Origin of the sequence: Flavicella sp., assembly GCF_029238425.1 — a bacterium.
Lineage (GTDB): Bacteria > Bacteroidota > Bacteroidia > Flavobacteriales > Flavobacteriaceae > Flavicella.
Genome location: NZ_JAQWGB010000213.1, coordinates 1 through 25129, shown reverse-complemented (window position 1 = coordinate 25129; position 25129 = coordinate 1). Strand labels below are relative to the sequence as shown.

14 protein-coding genes and 1 pseudogene are annotated in these 25129 nt (G+C 33.5%); 7 read left to right on the top strand and 8 right to left on the bottom strand.

Annotated features, from left to right (window positions below; all coding sequences use genetic code 11):
• Positions 1 to 21: 21 nt before the first annotated feature.
• The 4 genes from P8H68_RS14490 to P8H68_RS14475 all read right to left on the bottom strand — a co-directional run bounded on the left by P8H68_RS14490 (position 22) and on the right by P8H68_RS14475 (position 6611).
• Positions 22 to 1722, bottom strand: coding sequence for a tetratricopeptide repeat-containing sensor histidine kinase (locus tag P8H68_RS14490; RefSeq protein ID WP_300326787.1), 1701 nt, complete (start codon positions 1720 to 1722; stop codon positions 22 to 24).
• Positions 1723 to 1736: 14 nt separating this feature from the next.
• Entirely contained in the window at positions 1737 to 2258 is a 522-nt protein-coding gene (locus P8H68_RS14485; RefSeq protein ID WP_300326784.1) for a hypothetical protein, read from the bottom strand.
• Positions 2259 to 2918: 660 nt separating this feature from the next.
• Positions 2919 to 5372, bottom strand: a complete 2454-nt coding sequence (locus tag P8H68_RS14480; protein WP_300326781.1) for a mechanosensitive ion channel domain-containing protein — start codon at positions 5370 to 5372, stop codon at positions 2919 to 2921.
• Between the two features lie 21 nt (positions 5373 to 5393).
• Positions 5394 to 6611: a DUF418 domain-containing protein gene (locus tag P8H68_RS14475; protein ID WP_300326778.1), complete on the bottom strand. Its 1218-nt coding sequence runs from the start codon at positions 6609 to 6611 to the stop codon at positions 5394 to 5396.
• Positions 6612 to 6788: 177 nt separating this feature from the next.
• Between P8H68_RS14475 and P8H68_RS14470 the strand changes: the two genes are divergently transcribed.
• Complete coding sequence (locus P8H68_RS14470) at positions 6789 to 7943, top strand: radical SAM protein (protein WP_300326774.1); 1155 nt, start codon at positions 6789 to 6791, stop codon at positions 7941 to 7943.
• 79 nt (positions 7944 to 8022) lie between these two features.
• On the opposite strand, the gene P8H68_RS14465 is transcribed toward P8H68_RS14470, so the two are convergent.
• On the bottom strand, positions 8023 to 8580 hold the full coding sequence (locus P8H68_RS14465) for a thioredoxin family protein (RefSeq protein ID WP_300326772.1): 558 nt from the start codon (positions 8578 to 8580) through the stop codon (positions 8023 to 8025).
• A 158-nt stretch (positions 8581 to 8738) separates the two neighbouring features.
• Positions 8739 to 9797, bottom strand: a complete 1059-nt coding sequence (aroB, locus tag P8H68_RS14460; protein ID WP_300326770.1) for a 3-dehydroquinate synthase — start codon at positions 9795 to 9797, stop codon at positions 8739 to 8741.
• A gap of 351 nt (positions 9798 to 10148) precedes the next feature.
• Here aroB and P8H68_RS14455 point away from each other — a divergent pair, with 351 nt between their 5' ends.
• Positions 10149 to 10955 (top strand): SHOCT domain-containing protein, encoded by an 807-nt coding sequence (locus tag P8H68_RS14455; RefSeq protein ID WP_300326768.1) that lies wholly within the window; start codon positions 10149 to 10151, stop codon positions 10953 to 10955.
• Positions 10956 to 11028: 73 nt separating this feature from the next.
• On the opposite strand, the gene P8H68_RS14450 is transcribed toward P8H68_RS14455, so the two are convergent.
• Together P8H68_RS14450 and P8H68_RS14445 are read right to left on the bottom strand one after the other, a co-directional pair.
• A complete protein-coding gene (locus P8H68_RS14450) occupies positions 11029 to 11967 on the bottom strand; it encodes an alpha-E domain-containing protein (protein WP_300326765.1) in 939 nt (312 codons plus the stop codon).
• Between the two features lie 7 nt (positions 11968 to 11974).
• Positions 11975 to 13441, bottom strand: coding sequence for a circularly permuted type 2 ATP-grasp protein (locus P8H68_RS14445; RefSeq protein ID WP_300326762.1), 1467 nt, complete (start codon positions 13439 to 13441; stop codon positions 11975 to 11977).
• A 320-nt stretch (positions 13442 to 13761) separates the two neighbouring features.
• Between P8H68_RS14445 and P8H68_RS14440 the strand changes: the two genes are divergently transcribed.
• From P8H68_RS14440 to P8H68_RS14420, 5 genes and pseudogenes are all read left to right on the top strand, one after another.
• Positions 13762 to 17097: a transglutaminase family protein gene (locus tag P8H68_RS14440; RefSeq protein WP_300326759.1), complete on the top strand. Its 3336-nt coding sequence runs from the start codon at positions 13762 to 13764 to the stop codon at positions 17095 to 17097.
• An 8-nt stretch (positions 17098 to 17105) separates the two neighbouring features.
• The gene (locus P8H68_RS14435; RefSeq protein WP_300326756.1) at positions 17106 to 19661 is read left to right on the top strand and encodes a circularly permuted type 2 ATP-grasp protein; all 2556 of its coding nucleotides are present in this window, start codon (positions 17106 to 17108) and stop codon (positions 19659 to 19661) included.
• Positions 19661 to 20602, top strand: a complete 942-nt coding sequence (locus tag P8H68_RS14430; protein WP_300326753.1) for a transglutaminase family protein — start codon at positions 19661 to 19663, stop codon at positions 20600 to 20602. The genes P8H68_RS14435 and P8H68_RS14430 overlap by 1 nt, the downstream gene beginning before the upstream one ends.
• Before the next feature lie 57 nt (positions 20603 to 20659).
• Complete coding sequence (locus P8H68_RS14425) at positions 20660 to 20806, top strand: hypothetical protein (RefSeq protein WP_300326750.1); 147 nt, start codon at positions 20660 to 20662, stop codon at positions 20804 to 20806.
• 118 nt (positions 20807 to 20924) lie between these two features.
• Positions 20925 to 25129: pseudogene (locus P8H68_RS14420) on the top strand (hypothetical protein); the annotation flags it as partial.

Genomic DNA, 25129 nt, shown 5'->3' with positions numbered 1-25129 from the left:
TCTTCATTTTCTTTGCAATAATTAGGGTAGCAAAATAGTAAATTTTGAGCCTTTATCAAGGGTGCTTTCTATTTTAATCTCTCCTTGGTTCTTTTTGATGAGGGTTTGACATAAAATCATACCAAGACCCACACCTTCTGCGCGGTCAATTTTATCGATAGATAAATCTTTTAAATTTCTTATTTTTTCAAGATTTTCAGGATGGATTCCGATACCGTTGTCTTTGATACGTACAAACTTTTTATGGTCTTTAGTGGTCCCACAGGTAACTTTGATACGGCCGCCTTGTGGTGTGTATTTGATGGCATTGTCAACAAGGTTACGGATCACAATTTTTATGGATTCTATATCTATTTCTATATTGACTTCTTCTAAAGCTGTTTCTAGTTCTATATTTCTGGCCAGTGCAATATTTTTAAAATCATACAGCACATGTTCCACTAAATTGTGTAAAGGGTATTCCGTGGGTACAAATACCATTTGATTGTTTTGTTCTAAAGACCAGCTAAGTACATTGTTCAATAGCTTGTAGGTGCTTTCTGTTAAAATAAGCGCCTTGTTGTTGGTGCCATTGATAGCTTCTAGATCTTCTTTTTTTATTTGCCTAGCCAAGCGCTTGTGCAATTTACCAAGAGTATTGATAGGACTCCTTAAATCATGTGAAACTACAGAGAATAAATAATCTTTGGTTTTGTTGGCAGCAGTTAAGTCTTCTTTTTGTTGGGTAATCAATTTGTTTTGGGCAGTTCTTTGTTTGTAGAAAAACCAAAGCACTAGGATAAATATAATTAAAAACGAAATCCCAATGATCAAAGCATTTCTTTGCGTTTTCTGGCGTTTTACCTTTTCTCTTTCTACGGCAATTTCTAATTCTTTTTGAGCAACAGCGACTTCTTTTTCTTTTTCAGTGAGTTCCCAAATTCTGTCTCTGTTGTGTATAGAGTCTTTCCAATTATAGGCTTCCAAATAATACTTATTGCTGGCTTGGTAGTTTTCTCGATTCTTCTCAATCACGGCCATGTTTAAAGTGGTAGATTCCTTCCAGGTAAAATCAGAATAATGCTGGGCTAATTGATATGCCTCAATGAATAGAGGGATTGCTAAATCATCTTTGTATTGACCATAATATACATTGGCCATAGCTTGTAAAGAATTTAAGCGAGTGAGTGTGTCGTTTTTATCCTTGATCAGTTCGGCCTCTTGTTTTAAATAATACTCTGCCTTGTCATTTTGGGTTAGAGAATTATGGGCTAATCCAAGGTTGTGGTAGACTTTTCTTTTTTTGCTTATTCTTTCAAAAGAAAAATTTTCTAACCAAATGGTGTAATATTTTATTGCTTTTTCGTATTCTTCAATGTGTAAAAAGCAATATCCTAAAGTGTTGTTTTTTAAGCTTTTAAATATTGTATCGTTTGAGATGTTGTAAGTGCATTCTATTGCTTTTTTGAAAAGCTTTTTTTTTAGAGCGCTAAAGCTTTGGTAATAATTTAAAAGGTCTTTTTCGGATTGTGTTGTAGCAGTTAACAAAGCTTTTGCCGTATAGACATAAAGTGAATCGAATTCTTCCTGTTTGTAAAAATCTACAGAACGACAAAAGAGCTCATTATCTGTTTGTTCACAAATAGCTTGAGCTCTTAAGTCTATTGGGTTAGAGTTTTTTGCAAGAATATCTTCTTGAAAAAAACAAAAGCTCCATAGTATTAATATATATAGCTTAACCAATACTGTTTTTTTATTTATGCTTGACCTGGTCCTTCAGGTTCATAAGGAGTTGTAACAGTTCCTCTATCAGTTCCAGGGTCAAGGTCTTTATCACGAACAATAATAGCTTCAACAGGTGCTGTGTTGTCTAATAACGTGTATTCAAACTGAACTTCAACTTTGTTAAAAGTAGCTTGTTCTTCTGGTGCATCGTAAATAATTTTAAAATCTCTACAAGTAACACCCTCTTTAATTTCAGTATTGATATTTGCAATTTTTTCGTTGTAGCGTAATGCAACTTTTTTGTTAATAGGGAAACCGCTTTGTAGTTGCTTTGGAGTTAAATTTTTTCTTTTTTCAGCTCCAATATAACTTACAATATTAACAATATACGTGTTAGGTATGTTTTTATCTTTTAAATAGATATTCACTAGTGGTTCTTGTGAAACACCATCTCCTTGGCCTAAATCTTTTTTTCCTACCTTACTATAAAGTAATGTGAATTCTAAATCTCCAATTTTAGTTGGCGCAGTGGCAACTTCTTTTTCTGTAATCATTTTTAAGTTTTTAAGGGTTTTAAATAAGAGGGACGATCCCTCCACAAATATAGTGATACAAGTTTAATTCAAAAGAAATAATCGCACAATTACTATAAATAATGATTTTTGAAAACCCCTATAAATAGCTAGTAAAAACAAGGGATGCACTGAGTTAGTTATTAACTACAGTTATTCCTTATTTTCATACGTTTACGACTTAATGTATGAGCCAGGATAAACTAGTAATATATTTGTGTAACTGTAAAAAGTTAACGTAATCTTAGGGGTAGGATTGTTAACAGCTCGAGTATAATTTTATATTCGAGCTTTTTTTATTACTTTTATGTCATTAAAGAAATTTTTTCAAAAACGCTTATGTTTTAAAAACATGCGTTTATGCCTCAAAAGAATAGGCTAAGTACATTGTTGCAGTTTGTGCAATAACATTTGTTAATTTAGTGTGAAATTGCTAAGGAAATTAACAAAGATTGCTATGAAAGAGTTTTTAAACAAGTTATCTTAGGGGTAGGATTACTGTTTAATTCGGTTGCTTAATGCAGCCGAATTTTTTTTGTGCTACTCCCATTCCAAATATTTATCTTTTTGAATACGTACCAAATCCGGCGCTTCTTCATTTAAAGGAGTTCCATTGATGACTTGGTTGTATTTATTTTTGACTTATTCTTCTTGTTTTTTAGGAAATGCATCTTTTGGGAAATCCTTGATGTATACATCTTGATGTGGGTATGGAATTTCGATCCCATTCACTTTGAATTTATTGTAGATGGCAATAGAAACATCACTACGTGCGCTCAATCCATTTTCATTTTGTACCCAAAATCTAAGTTTGAAATTTAAAGAGCTGGTTCCAAAATCGTTCAATAAAGGAAGTGGAGCCGGAGTACGTAGCACTTTATCACTGCTCAAAGCGGCTTCTGCTAAAATTTTAATCACAATATTAGGATCGGCAGCATAGGTAGTTCCTACCACAATTTCCAATCTTTTCACTTTGTTAGAAAGGGTCCAGTTGATAAGGTTGTTAGAAATTAAGTTGTTGTTTGGTACAACCACCTCAGCTCCATCAAACGTGGTGATGCTAGAAGATCTTACACCAATTCTATTGACGGTTCCTAGTAAATTATCTACCTCAACGGTGTCTCCAGGAAAAATAGGTCTTTCAAAAACAAGAATTAGTCCGGATACAAAATTGGAAATAACCGTTTGCAAACCAAAACCAATACCCAAACCAAGTGCACCGGCCATCAAGTTAAATTTACTTAAATCGATACCCAAGGAAGAAAGTGCTAGCATGATTCCGAAACCAATGATAAAATAACGCACCACTAAAGAAATGGCAGCTGGAACTCCTTTTGGTAATTTTATGATATTAAAAAGTCGGTCCGTTTCACCGAAGGTAAAAGAAACCAAACGTGTAATGATAAAAGAACCACTTAAAATTAGAATAAAGCTAACCACCGCACCAAGCGTAAAAGTTAAGTCGCCAATTTTATAAGGATCAGATAAAATATCATCAAAAAATTCAATGACGTAGTTTAGAACATCAATGAGTTTTAGGAATATCAAACTCCCTAAAAGGGTCATGATAATTCTAATAATTTTAGATGCTTTACGCTGACTTTTCTTTTTGAGTTTTACATCATAACCAACTTGTCTGTTGTAATGCCTGTGAATTACAATTACAGAAATGCTATTGATAATAAGTAGTATATAATAGAACAACATGGTGATTACGGCACCACTGATACATATTTTAAGCGTGGTTTCCGTAAGGTTGGTGTATCCTAAAACATTTGAGATGATTGCAATGGCTGCAACAACGTAGAGTGTAGGCGTTAATTTTTGAAGATACCTGCTAAAGTAGCCAATCTTCATTTTTTTAGCGGTGATTTTGTCAGGTCTAATAATCGCTGTTGCAATGATAACCATAATACTCATTGCTAATAAATACAATTTGTACTGCCCAATAGTTAACCATAAGTAGGTTTTTAATAAATCTAAAATATAGACGGCGACTATAAAATATAAGGCTTTGTAATAATGCGGATTTAGATTTGCTTTTACCAATGGGATGATGACAATCAAAACGGAAATTGACAAACAATCATCAAACAACTTAGGTGTATTGATAAATGTGTATTTGGCTGTAACTATTGCTGCAAACAAAATAGTAGACAGTGTAAAGTCTTTTAAGTTATCGCGTGCACGAGTAATTTCAAAGCCCGTTTCATAAATTTTACTTCTAGATAAAGTTCTTTTGATGTACAGGATCAATAAAGAGATGAATATGACTAAAAAAGTGAATAGATTTAATTGCTCTTCACTGTTTTTAAGAAGCTGTAAAAAATCTTTGATGTTTTTAGAGATAGATTCGGAGTTCTCTCGTCGTATTTTTTGATTTTTGGTCGATTTAAAACTTACTTTCCAAAGCGGTTCATGTCTTAGGTAAAAAAGATTGTAAACATTTGAGTTTTTCAAATCGCTCAACTGGACAATCACATCTTTAGAACTTGTTATTTGTTTGCTGATTTTTGATTCAAGTTTTAATAAATCATTGTTTTCATTGATGATATGCTTTTCTAGTTTGCTTACCTCATCTAAAACAGATTTTACATTTTTTAAAACTTCATAGGGGATTTTATTTTCTTTGGAATTGTCATAGGTCAGCTTCCATGTTTCCTTATCAAAAGAAATTTTTTCTTTGATGCTGTTGTTGTTTTTAGCAAACTTATTGACATCCGATTGCCAAATAGTTAGGTAATCTATATAACCATTCCATTTTTTGATTAAAATATTTATTTTTAATCTATTCGGGTTTGCTTTTATAAATGCCTCTGTGTCTTTTCGCTGATCATTTATAAACTTAGAATAAATAGGCAACAAAGAATCTATTTGAGCTAAATCCTTGTTTTTTTCAAGTTCACTTTGAGTATTTTTTAGAGATTCCTTTTCAGATTCAATTTGATCAACTATATCAATAGTCTCAATAAATGTGGGCTTTACAACAGCCGTAGAATCTTTGGAAGTACTGTTTCCTTTCTGTGCTTGTGTTACAGGCGTAATAGCCACAAAAAGAAAAATAAAGAGGACTAAAAATTTTAGGTGGTTTTTCATAGTGTTAGGTTCTAACTAAAATTAAGCATTTATTCTAATGGGAAGCCATTTTTTTAAAGTAGCACATCTCCAAAGCCATTCTACAGGTCCGAATTTAAAATAACGAAACCATAGATTGCTATAGAGCAGCTGAAAGGCTAGCATACCGCATCCAATATAATAAATAGATTCTAAAGATAATAATCCAAAAGCTTGAAAGGTGTGGGCAAATGGATAAAAAATTAAAATTCCCAATACAGTTTGACCGATATACGAGGTCAATGACATTCTACCGTATTTTTTAAGTCCGTTAAATACAAAAAATGCAGGCCACATGTCAACTAAAATAGCAAGGAAACAAATGTAAAACATGCTTAGGTTTATCTGAGCAGTTTCGTGCAATAGCCTAGCACTTACTTGGTACCAGTTTTTAGAAAATTCTGCGGCACTACCTTTGAAAAAAGTAGAAGCATAGGTTAAGCCGATTCCTAATATACCAAACAGCAATGCATTTTTCCATTTTAAGGCACCTGTTTTAAAGAATTGAATGTTGTACAAATGAGAACCAAGAAAAAAGAGTCCGAGTATTTTAAGTGGTCTTCCTGAGGGAATAAAATCATACCAACGCCATAATAAGTTATGTAGATTTACTCTTATGGCATCTAAGAAATTAGTGCTTTGAAAAGCGTTGACTACAGCATCTGGAGTCATGTCGGGGTATTGCTTGATGGCAGTTTTGGTGACATTCGGTAATTCCGAGGCAAAACTTAACATATAAACAATATCTAAAAGTACAGGAGTAAAGTAAAAAAGTGCTCCGTAGTGTAGTAGTTTTTTAGGGTCTACATTTCTCATGGATAAAAGAATCATACCGGTTAAAGCATATAGTGTTAAGATATCTCCCGACCAAAAAGTGGCATGGATGATTCCAATCACCAACAACAAGCACATTCTTCTAAAATACAAAGGAGGGAAGAGTGGGTTGTCTCTGTTTTTACTCACCTGCATATAAAAACCAATCCCAAATAGAATTGAGAAGATGGTATAAAACTTGGTATCAATAAAAAACTTTAAGAAGTAGTAGATGCTGGCATCTGTTTCAGAATTCCCTATAGTGTTGATGGCTTCTGACGGGAGGAATTTATAACCACTCCAACTTAAAATATTTGCAAATAGTATCCCAGAAAGCGCAAATCCACGTAAAATGTCTAAAAATATGATTCTGTCTTTAGCAGCAGTAGGTTGAGTTGATTTGGGCATTGTTGCGTTGTTTCAAAGGGATTACAATGAAAGCGAATATACTGCTTTTGTGCTTGGAATTAAAAACGGATGGAGTAGAATATTTGATTATTATCAAGTTATTTACCTTAGTTGGTGTTTGGTCATCATATTAAATATAAAAATGATAATTTTACAAAAATTTGAGATTTTAATACAATGAACAAAAGAAGAGTTGGTAAAGCATTGAGAAGAATAAGCTTGCTGCCAAGAAATAAATATTTGTTTTATTATTTAGCTAATAAACTTCACCACTTTTATTTAAAGATTATTAAATCTAAAAAGGTGGCGTATCCATCTACGATTATGTTAGAGTTGAATAATCATTGCAACCTAGCATGTACTACATGTCCTAGAGAGTATGATTATGGTAAAGCAATGGATAAAGGTAGAATGGATATGACTAGGGCTAAAGAAATCATTGATGAAATGTGGCCTTATTTAGATTCCGTTGGATTGACCGGGATGGGAGAAACTTTTATCTATAAAGAGATAGAAGAGATTGTTGATTACATCAAAGCGAAAAATAAAGGTATTATAATTTCAGTGTCAACAAATGCTGTGTTGCCTAATTTTATTGAATTGGTTAAAAAGGTAATTGGGAAAATAGATACCATTCAGATTTCGATAGATGGATTGAATGAAGTCTACGATTCGATTAGGATCAATGCTGATTTCAATGAACTTGATGAAAACATTAAGTTGATGTCTAAATTATGTGCGGGTACAACCACAGATTTAATGTTGAATATGGTGGTTACGGAAGAAAATCATCATCAGATGGGAGAACTTGTAACATACGCGGATACATCTGGAGTTAAATACATGGATTTTTCATTGTTTAATTTAGCCTCGGTTACTGATATAGATCAATCTTATTATGATTTGTATAAAAGCGAAGTCTTTTTAAAATCTGTTGGTGTCTTGAACGATACCATGAAAACTGTGAAATCAGTTGAGGTGTTGCAAAGAAATTTTAAAACAGAAAATAGCTTTCAAAAATGCCCACTTCCTTGGAGTCATTTTTATATTAGTTGGGATGGATATATTCCTCCTTGTTGTGCGAAACCCTTTCCAAAGGAATTAAATTTTGGAAATGTTTTTAGTAATAAAGTGATTGATATGCTGAACTCTGAAAGTTATCAGCAGTTTAGAACCATGTGGTACGCGAATGAAACTCCTGACTTTTGTAAGAAATGTAATTTTGTAAACGTAGAGCCAGTAAAAGAAGAGAAGTTACCAGTTATTGAAAAAATCAGCAATGCTTCTGAATTCAAATCGGTTTTACCTTCGAAGGAAAACGAGGTTCAGTAGGTTATATAAATTAGAAGTTTAATGGATCGCTTTGGAATGATGAGCTGTGTTTTCATTTAATTGAGAACTCAAATCTTTGTTATTTTTTCCACTTGATCCCACAGCCCATACTTGGGAGTTCTTTTCCTTGATGTTGCTTTCCTTGAAGCAATAAATCCAGGGCTGTAATTAAATCTTTACCTGTAACGGGAATGTCATTTCCGGGTCTAGAGTCATCTAGCTGACCATGGTAATGAATTTGTAAATCTTTATCAAATAGAAATATATCAGGAGTACAGGCTGCATCATATGCTTTGGCTACTTCTTGAGTTTCATCAAATAGATAAGGAAAAGGATAGCCAACGGATTCTGACAATTCTTTCATTTTTTCAGGACTGTCTTGTGGATAGTTTTCTACATCATTACTACTAATGGCGATAAAATTAATTCCTTTTTTTTCATAGTTGTTTGCCAATGATACCAAAAATTCATTGATATGAATGACATAAGGGCAATGGTTGCAAATAAATAAAACGAGCGTACCTTTATTTCCTTTTAACTGATTCAAAGAATTGATTTCTTTAGAAACTACATTGAACAATTTGAAATCAGGAGCAGTTTTGTCAACTGAAAAAGGATTGGATGCTGTTAAGGCCATTGTATTTGTTTTTTACAAATATAAGGGATGGATATTTTTTATTCTATTTAAATGGAGAAATAGAGGTAGAGAATAAAATAAATACCCAAAGCTTCTAATTATGGGTAAAAAAAAGGCACCCCATAATGGAGTGCCTTTTAGATGATGTTGTTTGATTTTTATGCCAAATAATAATTGATAGATTCCTCTACCAATACAATATCTACTTTACAGTCAATTTTATATTTAGCAATAGCTTCTAGTAAAACAAAGTTTACTTGTCCACCTACATTCTTTTTATCGTGTTTTAAATAGTCAAAGACAGGAGCGTAATCTTCTTTTGTAATAGGCACTTTCCCAAATAAATCTAAGACATAAGATTTCAAATCAGCAACTGTTTCTTCTGGGAAGCCAAATAATTTGTTAGAGATATAGGCTTCTGTAACCATCCCTAAAGAAATGGCTTGACCATGGGTCAATGTTTTTTTGTGATCTGACTCTAAAAAGTAAGATTCTACAGCATGCCCAATCGTGTGACCATAGTTTAAGATTTTTCTTAAGCTTGATTCTTTCTGGTCGGCAAGTACAACTTCGTTTTTAATTTCTACCGAACGGTGAATTAGGTAGGCTACATTCTCCAAGTTGTTGTTTCTAACATCGTTATACAAGTCTAAATCATAGATCAAACCATGTTTGATAACTTCGGCTGTACCAGATATAATTTCTTCAGTAGATACTGTTTTCAAATAATCCAAATCAATCAAAACCATTTCTGGATCAGAGAAAACACCAATTTGATTTTTTAGAACTCCTAAATCTACTCCAGTTTTTCCTCCAACAGAAGCATCTACCATACTTAATAAAGTGGTTGGTATGTTAATAAAAGTAATTCCTCTTTTGAAAGTAGAAGCGACAAAACCTCCCATATCAGTGATAACGCCACCACCAAGGTTGATCATCAAACTTTTTCTGTCAGCACCCAATTCAGTCAATACATTCCATAGGCCAGTACAGGTATCAAGGTTTTTGTTTATTTCACCTGACTCAATTTCTACGATCTCAATAGTAAGATCTGTAGCCATTTCTGCCATCAATTTAGGTAGGCAATCCCTGTTTGTATTTTCATCAACTAAAACAAAAATTAATGAGTGACTGCTATTTGCTAAATAGTTGTTCAGTTCTTTGTAAGAATTTTCTTGAAAGTGGACCTGACAGCTAGTAGATTGTATGGATTTCATGTGTTTTAATTTGAATTGCAATATTACATATTTCTGTTTAAATTTTAACTAAGCAATGAACTCAAATTCGACTTTCTAATTGAATCATATGAAAATTATATTTTTTAAGTTGAAAACACTTCTACTGATCTTAATTTGTATCATTTGTAATTATTAGGTTAATGCCGGCTCTTTTTATCTTGATTTTCTAGTTTTAGAAGTGTTATTAGTTAAATTTTTTATGTGAACTTTTGGTGTTGAAACAGACAAAAATTTTTAATTAAATAACATTTAATTCACAAGTTGACTTCTGCTTATAACTACATTTACAATCCTATTTAGGATTAAAATTTAATTAAATATTTAAAAGTGATGAACACGTTATTTACAGATATTAGTTTTCAGAACATGATGAGTGTTGCAAACCGTTATGGGCTAAGCTCAAATGCAATTGTTGATTTAACAAACGCTCTAATGGGGAGTAATGGTACAATGGCGCAGTTTAATATTCCTGAATTAGGAGGTGGTGGACAATGGATGCTAGGGGGCATGACTATGGTAGGAGATATGTTTAATTATCAACTTAAGAGCACTGTAGATGGTTTGTGTGTTGAATTGTCGAACCTTATCAATCAAGGGAACATCCAATATAAGCCATTGCCAAAATTTGACAATGAATCTAATTTTCAAAATGGAACAAATGGAAATTGGTGGGGCAATCTTGGTTTTCCAAATTCGACAGGGAGCCAGAATGGAACAAGTTATGCTATATTTTCTAACATCAATCGTTTGGCAATTTTAGAAAATGGAAATGTTAGTATATTTGATACTCTAGATCACCAAATAGGTGGAGTAGGACAACAGCAAGGAGGTAATTATTCAGTCACTTTTACTAGTCAGTATGGAACGGTAGACTTATCTACTTTACCAATAGTTTCTGATGGAAATGATAATGTTAATAAGGAAGTTATTGAGGAAATTGCTGAAGAATCAAATGTTCTTGAGAAAGAACCTGAAGTAATAGACAAGAATATTGACCTTGAGACATCTACAATTGATCCATTTCAGGAGGAAGATATATTCTTAAAAATTGAAAAGTTAGCAGATTTAAAAAATAAGGGAATACTTTCAAAAGAAGAATTTGATACGAAGAAATCAGAATTGTTAAGCAGATTGTAGACCAAAATTATATAATTAAAAATCCCCCAAAGTGCATGTTGCAGTTTGGGGGATTTTACTTTAAAATTTTGGTTTAGGATAAAAATTCTTTCTCGATACTAATACTTATTGCGGTAATTTTATTGATGGTATCTTCAATAAAACAAGAGAAACTTCCTTCAATTTCATCGATAGACATGTATTTGTATTCCGATCTTGTTTTGCTAATTAAAAATAAGCTAGAATCTTTTTCTTTACTTCTAGATAAGATTTTTATATTCTTTTCTGTATTATCTAAACTAGAAAGTATTGATCTAGGACATGAAGGGTTTAGTACTAAAAACTCCAAAGTATCTGTAATTACTGGTGCTTTTTTGTAAAAGCGTTTCATCATATCAAAAGACTGAATACATTTTAATAATGTTGTCCATTCATAACTATTGTTGAAGCTGTCATAAATCTCAGATTGAGATGATTTAGCATCAATGTATTTTGTATTGATAATCCTAATTACTTGAGTTGCCTTTTCTAAGTTGATGCCTAAAGTTATAATAGCATAGGTTTCATCATGAATTAAAGTTTCAATTATTTTACCTCTTAGTCTAGCAACTTCTTTCGTTATTTTTGATGTAAATTCATCCAATCCTTTGCTCACAAATAAATCAACATCATAGTTTTTTATATAATAATACAATTCATTGATGGATCTAAACAGTTCCATTGATAATAAGTCTCTAGCACTACTTGCATTCTCTCTAGCGTATTTAAAACAATTTAATATGGAGAATTCATTTTCTGGGTTTAAGGCAACATCAAACAATACTTCTTGCTCGTTTAACTCGTCATCGCTATCAATTACGGTATCGTTTACCATATATAATATTGATTTTAAAACAAATTGCCTAGATTGTGAAACTTCATTAGGAGCATCTAATGAAGAAAAATAATTCACGTTTATAAATCGAGCGATATGCTCGGTTCTTTCAAGGTATCTACCCATCCAAAATAAGTTATTGGCTACTCTTGCTAACATATATTTTTTATTTTTTTAATACCCAAGTATCTTTTGAACCACCCCCTTGTGATGAGTTCACAATTAAATTCCCTCTTTTTAAAGCAACTCTTGTCAAACCACCTTTCAATACAAACTCTTTGTCTTGTCCTAACAATGTAAATGTTCTTAGATCTACATGTCTTGGTTCAAAATCTTCTGTTTCATCTATATAAGTTGCATGTGTTGATAATGACATTATCGGTTGTGCAATATATTTTCTAGGATGCGCTTGGATCACTTTTTTGACAGCTTCTATTTCCTTTTTTGTTAGTTTACTACCTATGGATATACCATATCCACCAGATTCATCAACAGGTTTTATTACCAGTTTATCAATATTATTAACTACATAATCCATTTCTTTAGGATCGCTACAGTGGTAGGTATGTACGTTATTTAAAATAGGGTCTTCATCTAAATAATACTTGATGATTTTTGGCATAAATGTGTAAATTGCCTTATCATCGGCAACACCTGTACCTGGTGCATTTACCAGACATACATTTCCTTTTTTATAGGCCTGAAATAGGCCAGGGACTCCTAAAACGCTTTTAGGGTTGAATTGTAAAGGGTCAATAAATTCATCATCAATTCTTCTATAAATGACATCTACTTTTTTAGGACCATATATTGTTTTCATGTAAACGAAATCATTTTCTACAAAAAGATCTCTACCCTCAACCAATTCGATACCCATGGCTTTTGCCAAGTAAGAATGTTCGTAATATGCGGAGTTATATATTCCTGGTGTAATAACCACACAAGTAGGGTTGTCTACACCTGTAGGTTTTACGGATTCCATTATTCCGAGTAAGTTCTCAGCGTAGTTATCCACGGTATAGGCAGGGTAATGTTTAAAAGCACCAAATAAATTTCTTTTCAATGCATCTCTATTGCTTATTACATAACTAACACCAGAAGGACATCTAATATTGTCCTCTAAAACATAATATTCTCCATCAGAATGTTTGATTAAATCAGTTCCTGAAATGTGATTGTAAATACCACCCGGAACCTCTAAGCCATTCATTTCTTTCAAATAGTTTTCCGATGAGGATATCATATCTAAGGGTACTATACCATCTTTGATAATTTGTTTTTTCGAATATAAATCAGTCAAAAATAAGTTTAAGGCTTTGCTACGTTGAAGCGCCCCAGTCTCTATATGACTCCACTCTTTAGCCGAAATAATTCTTGGGAACAAATCAAACGGAAAAACCTGTTCTTGAACATCTTTTTCATTGTAAACTTGAAAGGTAATTCCTTGATTCAGAAAGGAAGTTTTGGCCTTTTCGTTTAACTGTTGAAAATCATCAATTTTATATTCACTAAATAAATTAAATAGCGTTTTGTAGATGTTTCTTACTTCTTGCTTTTCAGAGAATATTTCATCATAAAATGTTGAATTTTTATCGTATGATGAAAATATGGGCAATTTTTTATGTGCACTCATTTACATTATTTTAAAAAGTTAAAGTTAGAGAATATTAACAAACTTGAATAAATATATTAACATACAAAAAGATGTTTTTTAACAGTTTAATAATGGTAGCGAATTAGGATATTTGATTTTTTAATATTCATCACTCTTATTTACGATTATTTAACTTTTATGTTGATAAATATGTATATTTATTAACATAAACATTGAGTTAACCTCTTTAATATGGTGCTTAAATATAAAGTAAAAAACAAAAAAAGCAATTTCACTATTTTAGCAATCAGAAGTAGGTTTGCTTTGTAAATTGCAAATAGAAAAATTAAAAATACACAATGGCATTAAAAGTTGTAATTTCTCACAAAACTAAATACAAATACGATCGTTCCGTAAGTCTTTCTCCACATATTTTTAGATTGCGGCCTGCACCTCATAGTAGAACACCCATAGAATCTTATTCTTTGAAAATTTTGCCAGAAGACCATTTTTTCAACTGGCAGCAAGATCCGTTTGGTAATTATCAAGCAAGAGTTGTGTTTCCAGAGAAAACTACTGAAATGTCTATTGATGTTGAAATTGTTGCAGATTTAAAAACGATAAATCCCTTCGATTTTTTTGTAGAAGAAAGTGCCGAAGAATATCCTTTTGAATACTCTGATGATTTAAAAAAAGAGTTGCATCCCTATTTAGAAATCAATGACAAAAGTGATTTGATCAATGACTTTGTAAAGTCGGTAGATCATACTGCTAGAAAGACGATTTATTTTTTAATAGATTTAAATCAAAAAGTTTATGATTATTTAAGTTACAATATCCGAATGGAGCCGGGTGTACAAACTCCTGAGGAAACACTAGAATGTAAAACAGGATCCTGTAGAGATTATGCATGGTTGTTGGTAGAAGCAGCACGTCATTTAGGATTTGGAGCACGATTTGTTTCAGGTTATATCGTACAATTAAAAGCAGATGAAGAGTCCTTAGATGGCCCTTCAGGTCCTGCGGAAGATTTTACAGATTTGCATGCATGGGCAGAGATATATTTACCCGGTGCAGGATGGATTGGTTTTGATGCTACTTCTGGTTTATTGGCAGGAGAGGGACATATTCCTTTATCGTGTACACCACATTACGATAGCGCAGCAGCAGTAACTGGATTATCAGATAAATGTGAAACAGAATTTGAATTTGAAAATTCCGTAACAAGAATTTTAGAGTCTCCAAGAGTAACAAAACCTTATACACAAGAACAATGGAAAGCCATTGAAAAGTTAGGTCATAAGGTAGAAAAAGATTTAGAAAAAGGAGATGTTCGTTTGACTATGGGAGGAGAACCTACTTTTGTTTCAATAGACGATATGGAAGCTCCTGAATGGAACACAGATGCAGATGGACCTCATAAAAGGAAACTAGCTGATGATTTAACCAAACGTCTTTTAGATAAGGTTGCAAAAGGAGGTATGTTACATCATGCGCAAGGAAAATGGTATCCAGGAGAGCCATTACCTCGTTGGGAGATTCAATTGTATTGGAGGAAAGATGGCAAGAAAATTTGGCACAATGAAAAATTGCTGTCTTGTTTGGCAGAAAATACATTTGTCCAAGAAGGAAGTGATAAATTATTTTTAGATACACTTAGTAAGTATCTAAATGTAACAAGCGAGCATATAATTCCAACTTATGAAGATGCTTTTTATATGCTTTGGGAAGAAGGAAATATTCCTGTTGATATTGATATTACCAAAGATAATAGTGAAGACTTAGTAAGAGAACGATTGGCTCAAATTCTAGAGCAAGGAACAGATAAGGCAGTAGGTTATGTATTGCCACTAAATAAATCTGGAGATCAATGGTTTACGAGTGAATGGGTGTTTAGAAGAAAATATATGTTTTTAACACCTGGAACTTCACCCGTAGGTTTAAGGCTGCCGCTAAGTTCTTTAGAGGCAAAACCAGAATATGGTGTTTTCCCTGTATATGAGCCGGATTTATTTAAAAAGAATAAAAAATTACCAAGTTTTAAAAGGCTGGTAAGTTTAAGATATAAAGATTTTTGCGAGAATGGTTTAGATCTTAATAAGCCTAAGTTCTTTGTAAGAACTGCGATTTCTGCGGAAATTAGAGATAACAAATTGTATTTGTTTTTACCACCACTTGATTCTATTGATGCGTTTTTAGATTTAATTGCATCTATTGAAGCAACATCTAAAGAATTGAATATTCCTGTAATATTAGAAGGGTACAATCCACCTCATGATAATAGGGTGGAATCTATGAAAATTACACCAGATCCAGGTGTTATTGAAGTAAATGTACATCCCATGAAAAGTTGGGGAGAGTTGGTAGAAAATACCATGAATTTATATGATGAAGCAAAAAAATGTAGACTTGGAACAGAAAAGTTTATGTTGGATGGTAAACATACAGGTACCGGTGGAGGAAATCATGTTACGCTAGGTGGAATTACACCTGCAGATAGTCCGCTATTACGTAAACCAAGTTTGCTAAGGAGTTTGCTTACTTTTTGGCAGCATCATCCTGGATTGACCTATTTATTTTCTGGCTCTTTTGTTGGAGCCACAAGTCAGGCACCAAGAATTGACGAGGCTAGAATGGAAAACTTATATGAGTTGGAAATTGCCTTTAGTCAGATTCCTAAAGATGGAGAAGTTCCTTTTTGGCTGACAGATAGATTGTTTAGGCATTTATTGACGGATTTAACAGGTAACACACATAGAGCAGAGTTTTGTATCGATAAATTATATTCACCAGATTCTTCAACTGGAAGATTAGGGATATTAGAATTAAGAGGTTTTGATATGCCTCCTCATCCTCAAATGAGCTTGGTGCAAATGTTATTAGTACGTGCCCTTGTTGCTTGGTTCTGGAAAAAACCATACGAGCATAATTTAGTGCGTTGGGGAACAGAATTACATGATAAATTTTTGATAGAGCATTTTGTAAGAGAAGATGTTAAAGATATCGTTCAACAACTGAACAAGGCAGGATATAAATTTCAAGAAGATTGGTTTGATCCATTCTTTGAATTTAGGTTCCCTTTACATGGAATGGTAGATATAGGCGATATTCATTTAGAGTTGAGAGCGGGAATAGAACCATGGAATGTTTTAGGGGAAGAAATGACCGGAGGTGGTACTGCGCGTTATGTAGATTCTTCATTAGAGAGATTGCAAGTAAAAGTTTCTAATTTTGTTAGTGATCGCTATGTGTTAACCTGTAATGGTGTAAAAGTTCAATTAAAACCAACAAGAATAAAAGGAGAATTTGTGGCTGGTGTTAGGTATAAAGCATGGGACCCCCATTCAGCGTTACACCCTACAATTGGAGTAGATACTCCATTAGCTTTTGATATCGTAGATACATGGAATAGGAAATCTATTGGAGGTTGTAAGTATTTTGTAGCACATCCAGGAGGAAGATCGTATGAAACTTTTCCTGTAAATAGTTTCGAAGCCGAGTCTAGACGTATCAATCGTTTTTGGGATGTAGGGGAAACACAAACTGATATTGATATCATTGAAGAAATCACTGCAAATGAGGCCGCAGCACCTGTTAGAACAGTTGAAAAAAAAGGAAGTAAAAGAAAATTTAGATTTAAAACGATTCCAGTTGATTCAGAATTTCCAAATACCTTAGATTTGCGTAAAAAATAGAAGTATAAATGAATTTGGATTCGAATGATATTTTTAAGGGGTATGGAGATGATCTTAAAGGGTATGATGAACTGATAAATACGGATTTAAAAATCAACGAAAATTGGACAAGATTATTAGATAATGTCCAGTCGATTGGTGCAGAGGAGCTAGATCAACTTCAAAGCGAAATTGATTGGTTAATGGCCGAAAATGGGGTGACTTATAATGTCTATAATGATCCTAATGGTTTGAACAGACCTTGGCAATTGAATGCCATCCCTTTTATGATTCACGAGAAGGAATGGAATGTTATAGAGAAAGGTATTCAGCAAAGGGCAGAGCTGTTAAATCTAATTTTGAAAGATATATACGGAGAACGTAAATTAATAAAAGATAAGATTGTTCCTCCAGAAGTTTTTTATGAGCACCGAGGTTTTTTACGTCAATGCGATCAAATAACCTATACCACTGCTAAAAATCTGCTAATCTATTCCGCTGAGATTTCGAGAGGACCTGATGGAAGAATGTGGATTGTAAATGATAGAACCCAAGCTCCTTCAGGAATGGGATATGCATTGGAAAATAGGTTTGCTACCAGTAGAATTGCATCTGACTTATTTCAAGATATTCATGTAAAACAACCCTCAAGTTTTTTTAGCGATTTTAATAAAATGCTGGTGCAAGCGGCGCCATCAAATGTTGAGAATCCGAATATTGTGATTTTAACACCGGGTCCGCATAATGAAACCTATTTTGAACATGCTTACTTAGCTAATTTGCTTGGATATCCTTTGGTGAAAGGCAATGATTTGTTGGTTAGAGATGGCTTTGTTTGGATGAAGTCTTTGCAGGGCTTAAAAAAGGTAGATGTAATTCTTAGAAGAGTAGATGATGTTTTTGTGGATCCCTTAGAATTAAAAGAGGATTCATTTTTAGGAGTTGCTGGACTTTTAGAGGTTGTTAGAAATAATAATATTACAGTAGTAAACCCTGTGGGAAGTGGTATTATTGAAAACTCTGGTTTGGTTCCATTTATGAATGCTATCTGCAATTATTTTTTCGATGAAGATTTAATGTTACCGCAAATAGCTTCTTGGTGGTGTGGTCAAGAAAAAGAAAGAAAACATGTTTTAAAAAACATTAAAAAGTATGTTGTTAAAAGAATTGACAGATCAAATAGAGAAAGTTTGTATTTCTGTGAGTTTCTTTCGGAGGATGAAATAGATATATTGAAAGCTGAAATTGTTAAAAACCCATATAGGTTTGTGGCGCAAGAAAAAATTTCATTTTCATCCGCTCCAAATTATTCTGAAAAAAATATTGAACCTAGAAAAGTAGTTTGTAGAACATTTTCTGTTGCAAAAGACTCTGGCTATTCTGTGATGCCAGGTGGTTTGGTTCGAGTGGCTTCAGAAAGAAAAGAACTACGAGTTTCAAATCAAAGAGGAGGGGTAAGTAAGGATTTTTGGGTTATTAGTGATAAAAAACAGGAAAATATTCAACAATATACCTGGAATAATTCTAAAGGATTAAAAGCCATTGATATGAATGATTTGCCTAGCAATATGGCTGAGAATTTATTTTGGTCAGGAAGGTATTTGGGGAGAGCCGTTGTTACTTCACGGTTTTTAAGAACTGCGCTAAGCAGTATTAACAACCAGCAATACAATACAAGAAAATCGGATTCGGAAGTATTGACACTTTTATTTAAGGCAGTAACTAATATTACATCTACTTTTCCTGGTTTTATTGGAGAGGGTAGTGAGGAGGTTTTGAAAAACCCATTAAAAGAGTTACAATCTTTGATTCTTGATAGGGATAGAATAGGTTCTTTGGCGCAGACCTTAGAGAGCTTTAACAATTCTTATTATACCCTAAGAAATTTGTGGTCTAAGGACATGTGGAGAGTGTTCGATAGTATTAAAAAACTATGGAGCCCTTATGATAAAAGTAAAAAGTATTCTGTTCAAGGTTTGATTAAATTACTCGATAAAACAATCTCTAGGTTGATAGCCTTCATGGGACTTATTGAGGAAAGTATTATGGTAGATCAAGGTTTGTTGGTATACTTTATTGGATTGCAGATGGAGCAGGCATCTATGAATATTGCCAAATCCAGATCGTTGATTGTTTTTAATTATGAAGAGCAATTGAATTACGAAGTCTTAGAAGCTTTATTAAACAGTCATGAGAGTTTGAATATCTATAGATATAGTTATCAATCTTATTTAGGTTTAGAAAATGTGGTAAAATTATTGATACTTGATAAGTCCTATGCGAAATCATTATGTTATCAATTCAATAGAATAAAAAAAGATATTTATCGCTTGCCTATTCCTGAAAAAGAAGAAGGGCTTATCGAATGCAAAAGTAAAATTACAAAAGCGTTTGAACTAATCAATAATATAGATGCGGAGGAGTTGTTAGTATTGAATACAGAAAATACTTTTAGAGAGAATTTTGAAGCAACTCTATCTGAACTTAGCGATTTGTTGCACGAAACTGCAATATTGATGTCAAGTACATATTTTGATCACAGTTTTCAACAAACACAAATGGTACAACAAAAAATAGAGATCTAATGTTGTTTGATATTATACATGATACGACGTACAAATATGAGGAAGGGGTTACTTTTTGTCATAATATAGCTATTCTAAAACCCAAAGATATTTTGGGACAAAAATTAGACTCTTACGAATTGAATATCACCCCAGAACCTGCTTCTTTTTCAGAAAGAACGGATTATTTCGGGAATACAATAACAAGATTCTCTATTCAAAGTTATCATAAAGAGTTGAAAGTGATAGCCAAAAGTAAAGTAAACAGAAGTTTTGAAAAAGAAAGGCAAATAGAGTCTGATGACAAGGCAAAAGCATTGACCTTAAATGAAGTTTGTGAACTGCTTAAAGGAGTTGATGATGCGGTTTTAGATGCTCGTCAATATCAACTAGAATCGGTTTTGATAAACAAGATTGACGACAAAATAAAAGCATACGCTGAGGAGTCGTTTCAACAAGATAGGTCTGTTTACGAAGCAAGTTATGAGTTGATGCAACGTATTTATGATGATTTTGAATTCAATACAGAGGTAACCAATGTTGCCACTCCAATTTCTGAAGTAATAAAAAACAAAAAAGGAGTATGTCAAGACTTTGCGCAAATAGCAATAGCATGTTTGAGATCCGTTAACCTACCCGCAAGATATGTTAGTGGTTATATTGAAACATTGCCACCTCCAGGGGAAGAAAAATTGATTGGAACCGATGCATCACATGCTTGGTTTTCTGTTTTTATTCCAACTTTTGGATGGGTAGACTTTGATCCAACAAACAATCAAAAGCCTAAAAACCAACATATAGTTGTCGCTTGGGGAAGAGATTATTACGATGTGGCTCCTTTAAAAGGAGTTTTGTTTAGCAGTGGGAAAAGCGAGCTAACGGTATCAGTAGATATCCGACCTGATCCATCAGAAAATACTTTGTTGAATTTAAATCAGCAGCAACAACAGCAGCAGCAATAAATGGTAATATGATTTTTTAACGTTGTAAAGTTTTTTGACAAAATTGGTGGTGCTGATGTGAAGACTTTCAAACCTCCTGAACGTTGGGGAGTCGTTGGAAGAGTAGCTTCTATTGGACAGATAGATGAGGAGTTTATCTTGGATTTCAACATGTCACAACAACCTTTGTTTAACGTAGAAATCTATTATACCTTAAAAAAGTAATTCGATAAAATTATCAATATAAGGTTCAGAAACATTTGTTTTTGGACCTTTTTTTATGAAAATAATCATAAACATTCTTTAACAAGTTTTACTCAATACTCTTCGTAATTTTATGAAGATGAAGAAGTTATTGGTTTTTGCAGCGATATTTGCTGTTGTATCGACAAGTTATGCCCAGTCACCAGGTGGGGTACCAACTACCAAGATGACACTATGGTATAGTGGAGATCATGGGGTTGGTGATACTGGTACGTTAACATGGGATGATAGGAGTCCTGATGATAATCATGCAGAACAGCCAACAGTGTCTGAAAAGGCTGTGCAAACCAACTTATTCAATTTTAATGAGACTTTTACTTTTAATGGATCTAGCAATCGTTTTGCGATTTCGGGATTGAATTATACAAACGGACAAAGTTTATCAGATTTGTCAATGTTTGTGGTTTATGCCACTAACTTTTCTAATACTTCCTATTCTGGAAACTGGTCTTTCTTAGATTTTGATAGAAGTGAATCTTTTAACTTTTATATCCATGGGAATGGTAGATTGGCTATGTCTTATCAATCTGGTGGTACACAAGATTTAGTAGCAAATACAGTCTCGAATGACGGTATTCCTCATATGGCTACTTATTTATTTGATAATAATGATGCTATAGATGGTCCGATAACCAATGAATCTGTGATGCGATTGGATGGTTTTGAAGATTATACCGGAAATAATACAACTACCGATATTGATGTTTCAGCCAATCGATATGGTTTTATTGGGGACGGTTCAGAAGCATCTAGCTTTAACGGGTCCAAGAATAATATCTATTATGATGGTGATATTGCGGAGATTATATTTTATGATAAGGGAGATTTAGGGACCGATGATATAAAGAAAATTGAATCTTATTTGGCCTTGAAATACGGAATCACTATGGATGTAGGTAGTACCTCTTATGTAAATTCCTCTAATGTCGCAGTTTGGGATAATACATCGTATTGGAACGGTGTTGCGGGAATCATTCAAGATGATACAGGGGCATTAGATCAAAAAGTAGCAAAATCAAATGACTATGAGAATTTTGTAGTTGCCATGGATAATGATTATGCATCCTCTAATAGTGCAGTTTCTAGAACTTCAGTTGGGGATGGAAAATCATTGGTGTTTGGTCATGATAACGCTCCAGATGGTTTTAGTGCTTTTGGTGGAACAGGTTCTGATTATTTATTTGGGAAAACTTGGTTGTTTCAAGAAAAGAATGGAGATGTTGGAACTGTTTTTATAGCTATGGATAAGTCTGTATTCACTGGGGAGTCTGTTGATTTAATCGTAAGTTCAGATGCTACATTTGATGGAGGTGATAGCAGGTATGATATGACGGAAGGTGCCACGCATTATTATGTTGAGGTTAATATCCCCAACAATAGTTATGTTTCTTTTGTTATGACACAAACTAGCAAAGGACCGGGTGGTGTTATTGGTGGTTTGGAACTATGGTTTAGATCTGATACAGGTGTAACCGCTGACGGGTCTGCTGTAAGCAATGTAACGGATCAAACTTTTCAAGGGTTTGATTTGGCTCAAGTTACTGCAGCAAACCGACCTTCTAATAGTGCTATGACGAACTTCAATAGCAATTTGACTTTTGACGGTAGTAATGACAGAATGCCAATAAAAGATAAAAACTATACGAGCTCAGATAACTTGAATCAAGTGTATGTTTGGACGGTTTTTAATACAGATTATTCGAATTCTAATACCTCAGGTAGTTTAGATACTTCTAACTGGGCATTTTTAGATTTTGATAGAAGTGAGTGGTTCAATACATCTATACACGGAGATGGTACCTTACAGTTTGGTTATAATTCTGGAGGGATAAAAGATAATTTTGGTGTGGAGGTTACGAATGATGGTACGGCCAAATTGGGAGGATTTATTTTTGATACCAATGAGTCAGAAGAAACCAAATTACGTGTCAATGGTAATGAAGATTTATCCGTTGACGTTACGAATACTCCCATAAACAGTAGTACAACGAGATATGGATATGTAGGAGATGGATCCGAAGCTGATACTTTTGATAGCGAAGGAAACAATGCGTATTATGATGGTTCCATTTCGGAAGTTATCTATTATGAAAATCAAACTATTTCTGCAGAAAACATCAATAAGATTGAATCTTACTTGGCCATTAAATATGGTATTACTTTGAATACATCTTCAGTCAAATACATTGCTTCGGATGCAATGATTACTATTTGGGATGATCTAACTTTTTGGAATGATATCATGATTATCGGAACTGATGAAAATTCAAGTTTGAATCAAAAACAATCAAAATCTACTAACTCTGATGCTATTTTGACGATTGCATTGGGAAGTTCAGTGGCTGCATCTAACAATTCGAATGCCAACAGTTTTGCCAATGATTTAGATTTCTTTGCTGTAGGTAACAATGATACAGATGCAGTAATCACAGAATTGGCTTTTCCTACATTGATAACAGATATCAGTGAATGTACCTATTCCTATATTGGTTTGGACAGGGATTGGAAAGTTAAAAATACTGGGAATGTAACTGGTGTAACACTTCAATTTGATATGACGGGCTTTGCAAACCCTGGTGAGTTTGATTTATTGATTGATGAAGATGGAAATGCTGATTATAATGATGGAACTCATAGACTTGTAGAAACAGGTTCTTTGTCTGGTAATAATTTAAGTTTTTCTAATATTGATATTGCAGATGGAGAAGTATTTACTTTGATACGTAAAAATCCAGATGCTCAAATTATCTATGAAAGTGCTTCATGGACAGGTGGTAATTCTGCCGGAGTTTTAGATGATTCGGCAACAGATTTGTTGAAATCTGTTCAAATAAAAGAGAATGTTACTTTGCCTACAGAAGCAAATTGTAAATGTATGGAGGTTTCATCGGGTGTCACATTAACGGTAGAAAATGGAAAGAACTTAACGGTAACTGATGTTCTCGAATTAGAAGGGGAGATGTATTTGTATGGGGATGCTCAATTGATCCAAACATTGGATGGAGCGGATTTGAATACGGGTTCCGGTACTATATATAAAATGGTTCAAGATGGAACTTCCTCTATTCATAGATTTAATTACTGGGGAGCTCCAGTAAGTGATGCTGGTACCTATAATTTGGCATCCAATTTATCGATCGCTTCAGATCCTAATGATTTTTCTTCTTTAACAACTCCTTCGTATACTGGTGGTGTTGATGGAGCCACAAATACCATTAGTAGTTATTGGTTGTATGATTTTAGCAATGCTTTGGGATGGAATTCAATCAATGAAAACACCAACAAACCGAAAGGTGAAGGGTTTACTATGAAAGGAACTGGGACTGCTACGAATTATGTTTTTGTAGGGAAACCAACAAACGGAGATATCAGTTTAGATTTAGACGAGAATAACTATTTTCTACTAGGGAATCCTTATCCTTCAACTATTAATGCAGATGATTTTAATTCTTATCATTTGACGAATGACATTACAGATGGATATCTATATTTTTGGGATCAACCTTCGGGAGATTCACATTATAAAGCAGCCTACGAAGGAGGATATGCTACACGAGCGGGAGAGATGTCGAGTCCTGCCGCATCTATAATAGTAGATGGAGAAACTATAAACTTTACAAAAGCACCCACTGAACATATTGCAGTAGGGCAAGGTTTTATGGTTGCTGGAACCTCTAATGGAGCAGAGATTAGTTTTAAGAATTCATTTCGTGAATCTGGCACAACAGTCTTTTTTAAGTCGAATGCTAAAAAGAAAAAAGTAGCCAAAGAGGATTTGGAAATTATTAGAATTGGTTTTGAATATGAAACACCAACAGGGACTTTTCATCGTCAATTGGTAACTTCTCCTAGAGGTTTGAGTATAGAAGTTGATAAAGGGTTTGATGCACCTATGTTTGATAACTATGCCAATGACATGTATTGGGATTTTGGTGACAATTTGAGATATGTTATTAGTGGGGTTCCATTTGTAGAAGAAAATTTAGAAATTCCGTTAGGAGTTGTGCTTGAGAAAGAAACTGAAATTACCATTTTGTTAGATGCAGTGCAGAATTATTCTAATGATGTATTTCTTTTGGATACACAGACTGCTGAGTTGACTGATTTATCTAAAGAAACTGCAAAGGTTACTTTAGGAGGAGATACGCATTTAGGAAGGTTTAGTATCTTATTAAAGGAATCAAAAAGTTTGTCTGTAAATGATTCATTGGAGCATGAGATCTACTATTATTATCATAAGGACTCGGAGGCTATTCTATTCAATTCGTTGAATTCGGGGCTTAG

Coding starts and splice junctions, on each gene's coding strand:
- P8H68_RS14430 (WP_300326753.1), top strand. CDS start 19,661: ATGTTGTTTGATATTATACATGATACGACGTACAAATATGAGGAAGGG.
- P8H68_RS14445 (WP_300326762.1), bottom strand. CDS start 13,441: ATGAGTGCACATAAAAAATTGCCCATATTTTCATCATACGATAAAAAT.
- P8H68_RS14465 (WP_300326772.1), bottom strand. CDS start 8,580: ATGGCCTTAACAGCATCCAATCCTTTTTCAGTTGACAAAACTGCTCCT.
- P8H68_RS14450 (WP_300326765.1), bottom strand. CDS start 11,967: ATGTTAGCAAGAGTAGCCAATAACTTATTTTGGATGGGTAGATACCTT.
- P8H68_RS14470 (WP_300326774.1), top strand. CDS start 6,789: ATGAACAAAAGAAGAGTTGGTAAAGCATTGAGAAGAATAAGCTTGCTG.
- P8H68_RS14435 (WP_300326756.1), top strand. CDS start 17,106: ATGAATTTGGATTCGAATGATATTTTTAAGGGGTATGGAGATGATCTT.
- P8H68_RS14455 (WP_300326768.1), top strand. CDS start 10,149: ATGAACACGTTATTTACAGATATTAGTTTTCAGAACATGATGAGTGTT.
- P8H68_RS14480 (WP_300326781.1), bottom strand. CDS start 5,372: ATGAAAAACCACCTAAAATTTTTAGTCCTCTTTATTTTTCTTTTTGTG.
- P8H68_RS14475 (WP_300326778.1), bottom strand. CDS start 6,611: ATGCCCAAATCAACTCAACCTACTGCTGCTAAAGACAGAATCATATTT.
- P8H68_RS14440 (WP_300326759.1), top strand. CDS start 13,762: ATGGCATTAAAAGTTGTAATTTCTCACAAAACTAAATACAAATACGAT.
- aroB (WP_300326770.1), bottom strand. CDS start 9,797: ATGAAATCCATACAATCTACTAGCTGTCAGGTCCACTTTCAAGAAAAT.
- P8H68_RS14485 (WP_300326784.1), bottom strand. CDS start 2,258: ATGATTACAGAAAAAGAAGTTGCCACTGCGCCAACTAAAATTGGAGAT.